The organism is Magnetococcales bacterium (genome assembly GCA_015231925.1).
In the GTDB taxonomy this organism is placed as follows: domain Bacteria; phylum Pseudomonadota; class Magnetococcia; order Magnetococcales; family JADGAQ01; genus JADGAQ01.
Window position 1 is genome coordinate 1 of sequence record JADGAQ010000219.1, and the last position, 6,355, is coordinate 6,355.

Annotated in this window: 3 protein-coding genes; all 3 read left to right on the top strand. The window is 55.3% G+C overall.

The features are described 5' to 3' along the window. Positions 1–551 (top strand): hypothetical protein (locus HQL56_17365; protein ID MBF0311289.1); only part of this gene is annotated, 551 nt, incomplete at its 5' end. Between the two features lie 2,925 nt (positions 552–3,476). After that, positions 3,477–4,349 carry a type I-C CRISPR-associated protein Cas5 gene (cas5c, locus tag HQL56_17370; GenBank protein MBF0311290.1) on the top strand — a complete coding sequence of 291 codons (873 nt, stop codon included), beginning with the start codon at positions 3,477–3,479 and terminating at the stop codon, positions 4,347–4,349. Continuing rightward, a complete protein-coding gene (gene cas8c, locus HQL56_17375; protein MBF0311291.1) occupies positions 4,346–6,262 on the top strand; it encodes a type I-C CRISPR-associated protein Cas8c/Csd1 in 1,917 nt (638 codons plus the stop codon). The genes cas5c and cas8c overlap by 4 nt, the downstream gene beginning before the upstream one ends. Positions 6,263–6,355 lie beyond the last annotated feature (93 nt).

Here is a 6,355-nt window from a genome sequence, read left to right on the forward strand (position 1 = left end):
GCAGTTACGCCTATGGGGCGGATGTGCGGTATGCCCTGGTTTCGGCCTTGCCGTGGGCGGTATTGGCGGGGGTGGGTGGGGAGGTGGTGTGTCGGCAGGTGGAGCGGCGTTTTCCCGGAGTGGCGGGGACGGGGTTGCTGGTTGGGGTGCTGGGTGTGGCGCATCTCTGCTTTCTGCCGGGGGTTCGGGCCGAGACGCATGAGGCCTGGGCGGCGCGGGCGGATCATGCCGTGGCGCGGGAGATGGCGCAGCGGTTACCGCCGCGTTCGCTGGTGTTGACCCACAATCCCACCATGTTTCAGGTGTGGGGGGTGGATGCGGCGCAGGCGCATCTGTTGCAGACGGATCGGGAGTATGTGGAGCGGGTGTTGGCCCCCGGACATCGGGGTGGGGTCTATTTTCACTTCAACTTCTGGTGCAATGTGGCGGATCGGCAGCATCGGCAGTTTTGCGCCGATCTGTTGGAGAAGAACGCCTTCGAGAAGGTGGAGGAGCGGTGGGAGCGGGATTATCGCTACGCCCTGTACCGCCTGAAATCCGTTGACTTTTAATATGTTATCTTTTAAGTATCAAGAAAAGAAAATGTTCTATCCTTTGACGTTTCCGTAATCCTTTCACTTGTCTCCATCTGCGCCATTGCGACGCCGTTTTGAATTGGCCCAAAAACTACTCTTTATGTTTTACTTTAATTACACCGCGTCTACTTTGGAATGCGTAATTATTCTGTATCTGTTCAGATATACGGGGGTTTGGGGGGATTATCCCCCCCCAACGGGTCCAGGGCAGCGCCCTGGGACTCTTCCGTTTGCTGTTGACTTCCGACCCCATGGGGTCCAGGGGGCACCCCTGGGACTTTTCCTTTCGCCGTTGACTTCGTCATATCGCGCTGCGCGGGATCCTGAATAGTTACTTAAACAGGTTGATTTCCGCGAAGGCTCCGAGGCGGCAGGTTTCGGGCCGGGTGGTTTGACCGAAAGAGTTTGAGGAAAATTGACAGAGAATGTTTTGATATATACCCTAAATTGAATTTTTTTTAAAAAATACTTGCCATCTTCTGCCGTGGGTCTGTATAACTTTCACGCAGAGTTTGAAAAGATTCAAATCAGTTACTTTCACGAAGCATCTCCAAATTTTTATGACATTGGCATAAGTGAAAATGAACGAGTGCATAGTTGCCCGCTATCGCGATAAGCAGGATCCCCAACTCCTTAAGGCTCATTTGTTTGGCGTAGCCGTTCTTGCACAAGAGCTGGCCCGAAAAATAGGATTGGCCGATGTCGGAGAGCTGCTGGGCCTGCTGCATGATTTCGGTAAGTACAGCAAGGCGTTTCAGCTCTACATCAGAACCATTCTTGGTATTGCCGACCCGGATTCGGACTCGGACCCGGATCCCGCGCCCGTCGCCAACCAGGGCGCTGGCCAAAAGCCGGACCATTCCACGGCCGGGGCACAGCTCGTATGGCGGGAGATTGGCAACAAGGGGAGAGCCGATCGTCTTTTCGCCCAGATTCTGGCCTTGTGTCTGGCTTCTCACCACTCCGGGCTGATGGATTGTCTCTCCACCGGGGAGAGCGAGCCGGTGGTTGATCGCTTCGGCGAGCGCATGAAGGTGGCGGAAATACGCAGCCATCTGGAGGAGGCGACGCAGCGAGCGGATCAGGAGGTTCTGGAACGCATCCGGGGCTTGCTGGCCGAGTCGGCCTGGCGAACGGCCCTGCTGGAGGTGTTGAAAGGGATGCATCGACCGGGCAGCGGTCTGGTTGAGGTCAACCAGAAGATGGGGCTGCTGGTACGATTCCTCTTCAGTTGCCTGATCGATGCGGACCGCATCGACAGTGCCGATTTCGAACATCCCGAACAGGCCAACTGGAGACCCAACAACCAGTATGTGGCCTGGAAAATCCTCTGTGAACGGTTGGAACACCATCTTGGTTCCATGCCTGTCACCCACACGGTTGATCCCATTCGGCAAAAAATTTCCCAAAGCTGCCTGCAGGCTGCCTCGCGAGAGAGGGGCAGTTACACCTTGACGGTGCCGACCGGTGGCGGAAAGACCCTGGCCAGCCTGCGCTTCGCGTTGCATCACGCGGACCTACAGGCCATGCAGCGCATTATCTATGTTATTCCATACACCTCGATCATCGATCAGAACGCACGTCGGGTGAGGGAGATTCTGGAGAGCGACGGGATTCCGTTGGGAAGTGTGGTGCTGGAACATCATTCCAACCTCACCCCGGCTGTGGAGAAGTGGCCGCAAAAGGTGATGGCTCGGGACAACTGGGATGCCCCGATCGTCTTCACCACCATGGTGCAGTTTCTGGAGACGCTGTTCGGCAAGGGCACGCGCGGAGCCCGACGCATGCATCAGTTGGCCAATGCGGTGATCATTTTCGACGAGATTCAAACCCTTCCGGTCAACTGCGTGCATCTGTTCAACACAGCGGCCAATTTTCTGGTGGAGCAGTGCCGCAGCACGCTGGTTTTTTGCACCGCGACGCAACCCTTGCTGCACGCAGTGGACGGGACCAAGGGGGCGTTGCGCCTGGCGGAAAATGCGGAATTGATGCCGGATGCGCTGCAACTCTTCCGTGATCTGCAACGCACCGAAATCCGTTATTCCCACAGAGCGGGAGGGTGGTTGCTGGAGGAGGTGGCCCGGTTGGCTCACGACGAGGCCATACGGACGGGAAGTTGTCTGGTGGTGGTGAATACCAAGGCCTCCGCCCGAAAACTTTACCAACGGTGCCAGGAGTGGGGGGAGGAGGGGGTCTTTCACCTCAGTACCGGCATGTGTCCGGCACACCGCAAGGAGAAACTGGACAATTTGCTGAAACGCCTGCAAGAGCCGGACACCTTCACCCTGTGCATCAGTACCCAGTTGATCGAGGCGGGGGTGGATGTGGACTTCGGCAGCGTGATTCGCTTCTTGGCCGGGCTGGATTCGATCGCCCAGGCGGCGGGACGTTGCAACCGCCACGGACGTTCCGGCAAGGGGCAGGTTCATGTGGTGGAGCTGGCGAGTAGCGAAGAGAATCTGGGCAATCTTACGCAGATCGAACTGGGGCAGGATATTGCCAGCCGGATTCTGAAGGAATATGCGGAGCATCCGGAGTGGTTTGATCACAATCCCATCGGTCCGAAAGCGATGGCGCGATACTATCAATATTACTTTTACGCTCGCAGTGAGGAGATGGCCTATCCGATAAACGGATCGGATGAAACGCTGCTGGATCGGCTTTCCGTCAATAAAAAAGTTGTGAAAGACTATACAAGAGACCAAAGGAAGGCCCCGGATATTGAATTGCGTCAATCGTTCCGCACGGCAGCGGACCATTTTCGGGTCATCGACAGTCCCACCGAAGGTGTGATCGTGCCTTATGCAACAGAGGGAAAGGAGCTGATCGGGCTTCTTGCCTCAGCCTGTCTGCCGAAGCAGGAGTATGACCTGCTACGTGCGGCACAGCACTATTCGGTCAATGTTTTTCCGCATCAATTGCGCGCTTTGCAACAGAGCCGTGCCGTTCGGGAAGTGCAAAAGGATTCGGGTATCTTCCATCTGTGTGATTCGCGATACTATCATAAGGCGTTTGGTCTTTGTGAAACCCCGGAAGGAGAAATGGAGGTGCTGTGTGTCTGACAGGAACAGCATTGAATTCAAGGTGACCGCCCGGCACGCCCTGTTCACCGATCCCATCACCCGGATAGGCGGGGAGAAGTGTTCCTACCATCTTCCCACTTACGAGGCCCTGAAGGGTATTGCCAAGTCGATCTACTGGAAGCCGACCTTTATCTGGATCATCGACGGGGTGCGCGTTCTGAAACCGATTCGTACCCAGACCAAGGGGATCAAACCGCTGAAGATGGGCGGGGGTAATACACTGGCCATTTATACCTTTTTGCAGGATGTGGCGTATCAGGTAAAAGCCCATTTCGAATGGAATCCGCATCATGCGGAGTTGGCGGAAGATCGCATTGAAGGCAAACATTACAATATTGCCCGGAGAGTACTCGCCTTGGGTGGTCGCCAGGATATCTTCCTGGGTACCCGTGATTGCCAAGGCTATGTGGAGCCCTGTGAATATGGTTCAGGGCAAGGGTATTACGATGGCCAGGGAGAGTTGGCCTACGGCTTGATGTTCCATGGTTTCGATTATCCCGACGAAACCGGCCTGCCGGAACTCCAGGCCCGCCTGTGGTTTCCCACCATGCGCGACGGATACGTGACCTTTCCAAGACCGGAAAGCTGTAGCGTTCGTAAGTTCATCCGGAAGATGGCAGCCAAAAAATTCGGCAAAGCCAATGTCTGCGGCGTTACCAGGGAAGAGGAGAATCTGGGGGTGGTGGCATGAGTTGGATTGCCAGGCTTTACGAAACCTACGAAAATTGCAAGGCAATCATGCCACCCGTCAGTCACAGCCAAAAACAGGCTCACATCGAACTCTCCATCACGATCGATGGAGAATTTGTTGGCGCAAAGATCGTGGAAAAAGAAGAGACCTTGATTCCCGTCACGGAGAATTCCGCTGGAAGAACCAGTGCCCCAACGGCACATCCGTTGTGCGACAAAGTGCAATATTGTGCTGCGGATTATCCCGATTACACAAGCTCAAAATCGGTTTATTTTGAATTGTATGAAGAATTGCTTTCTGCGTGGTGCGATTCATCATGCAGCCATCCCAAGGCAAAAGCCGTTCTTCAATATGTGCGTCGCCGGTGCCTGGTCCATGATTTGGTCCAGGAGAAGATTCTGCATATTGGAGAGGATGGAAAGCTGGTGAGGCAGTGGCAAGAAAGTGGCGCAGCTCCCAAAATATTTCAACTTCTTCAAGTGGAGGAGGATAAAAGCACCAAGGAAAAATTCAAGGATCAGGGGAATGCCTTCATCCGCTGGCAGGTCCATGAAGCCAATAATCCCTGCACCAACGTATGGGAAGATCTCTCTTTGTTCGAATCATGGAAAAATTATTCCGCGAACATCGATGCGGAAAAGGGCCTTTGCATGGTAACGGGGATGGAAAGCCCACTCACCTCGAACCATCCCAAAAGAGTGCGTGGCCCGAAAGATGGGGCCAAACTGATCAGTGCCAATGATAAATCCGGGTATACCTTCAGGGGTCGATTCAGTGATGACAAGGGTATGCAGGCCTGCAGTATCGGATACGATGTTTCCCAGAAAGCGCATATTGCCCTGCGGACGCTGATCGAGAAACAAGGCTTTCGCAACGGGGATCAGGCTATTGTTTCCTGGGCCATCAAGGGGGAGGAAATCCCGGATCCGTTGGCCAACTCCTTTGAACTCCTCGGTCTGGAGTCGGATGCGGTGACCTCCGATGCGGATCAATCCGAAACCGGTCAGGCTTATGGCCGGCGACTCTCCCGGAAAATTGCCGGCTATCGCGCCACCTTGGGCAATGCAGCGAACATTGTGGCCATGGGCCTGGACTCCGCAACTCCCGGGCGCATGGCCATCACCTACTACCAGGAGTTGACCGGATCCGAGTTCCTGGACCGGATCGAATCGTGGCATACCACCTTCGCCTGGCATCAACGCTTTGAAAAGGCGAAACGGTTTGTCGGGGCGCCCGCTCCCAAGGAGATTGTTTTTGCCGCCTACGGGACTCGCGCCGATGACAAAATCGGCAAATCAACCATCGAGCGGCTCCTGCCCTGCATCCTCGAAAGTCGTCCCTTTCCCCGGGATCTTGTCGAATCGACCACCCGTCACGTTGCCAATCGGACCGCCTTCAAGCGAGACAAGGATGGATACCAGCCGGAGTGGGAAAAATATCTGGGCATTGCCTGTGCCCTGTTCAGGGGACATTCCATTCGAGAAGGAAGAGAGGATTATCACATGGCGCTGGAACCCGACCGCACCACGAGAGATTACCTGTATGGCCGACTGCTGGCTGTTGCCGAACACATCGAAGCACGTGCTTTGTATTTGGCGGGCGAAAATCGCGAAACCACCGCCGCCCGCTTGATGCAACGCTTTGCCCAGCGGCCCGCGACCACCTGGCCCGACATCGAGGTGGCCCTGGGACCGTACAAAAGCCGTCTTCGGGTACAGCGTGGCTCCTTCCTGCACACGATGAATAAGGCCATCGATCAGATCGTTTCGGCTTTCAGGGGGGACGAATTCCTGGACGACAGCAAGCTCTCCGGAGAATTTCTGCTCGGCTACCATTGCCAACGCCTGGTTCTTAACACCAAAACCACCGCCGATTTCGGCGACGAGGATAATTCCGAGGCATTGCCTGCATAAAGAGTAACTATTCAGAACCCTGCGTAGCGCGACATGACGAAGTCAACAGCGAAAGGAAAAGTCCCAGGGGTGCCCCCTGGACCCCATGGGGTT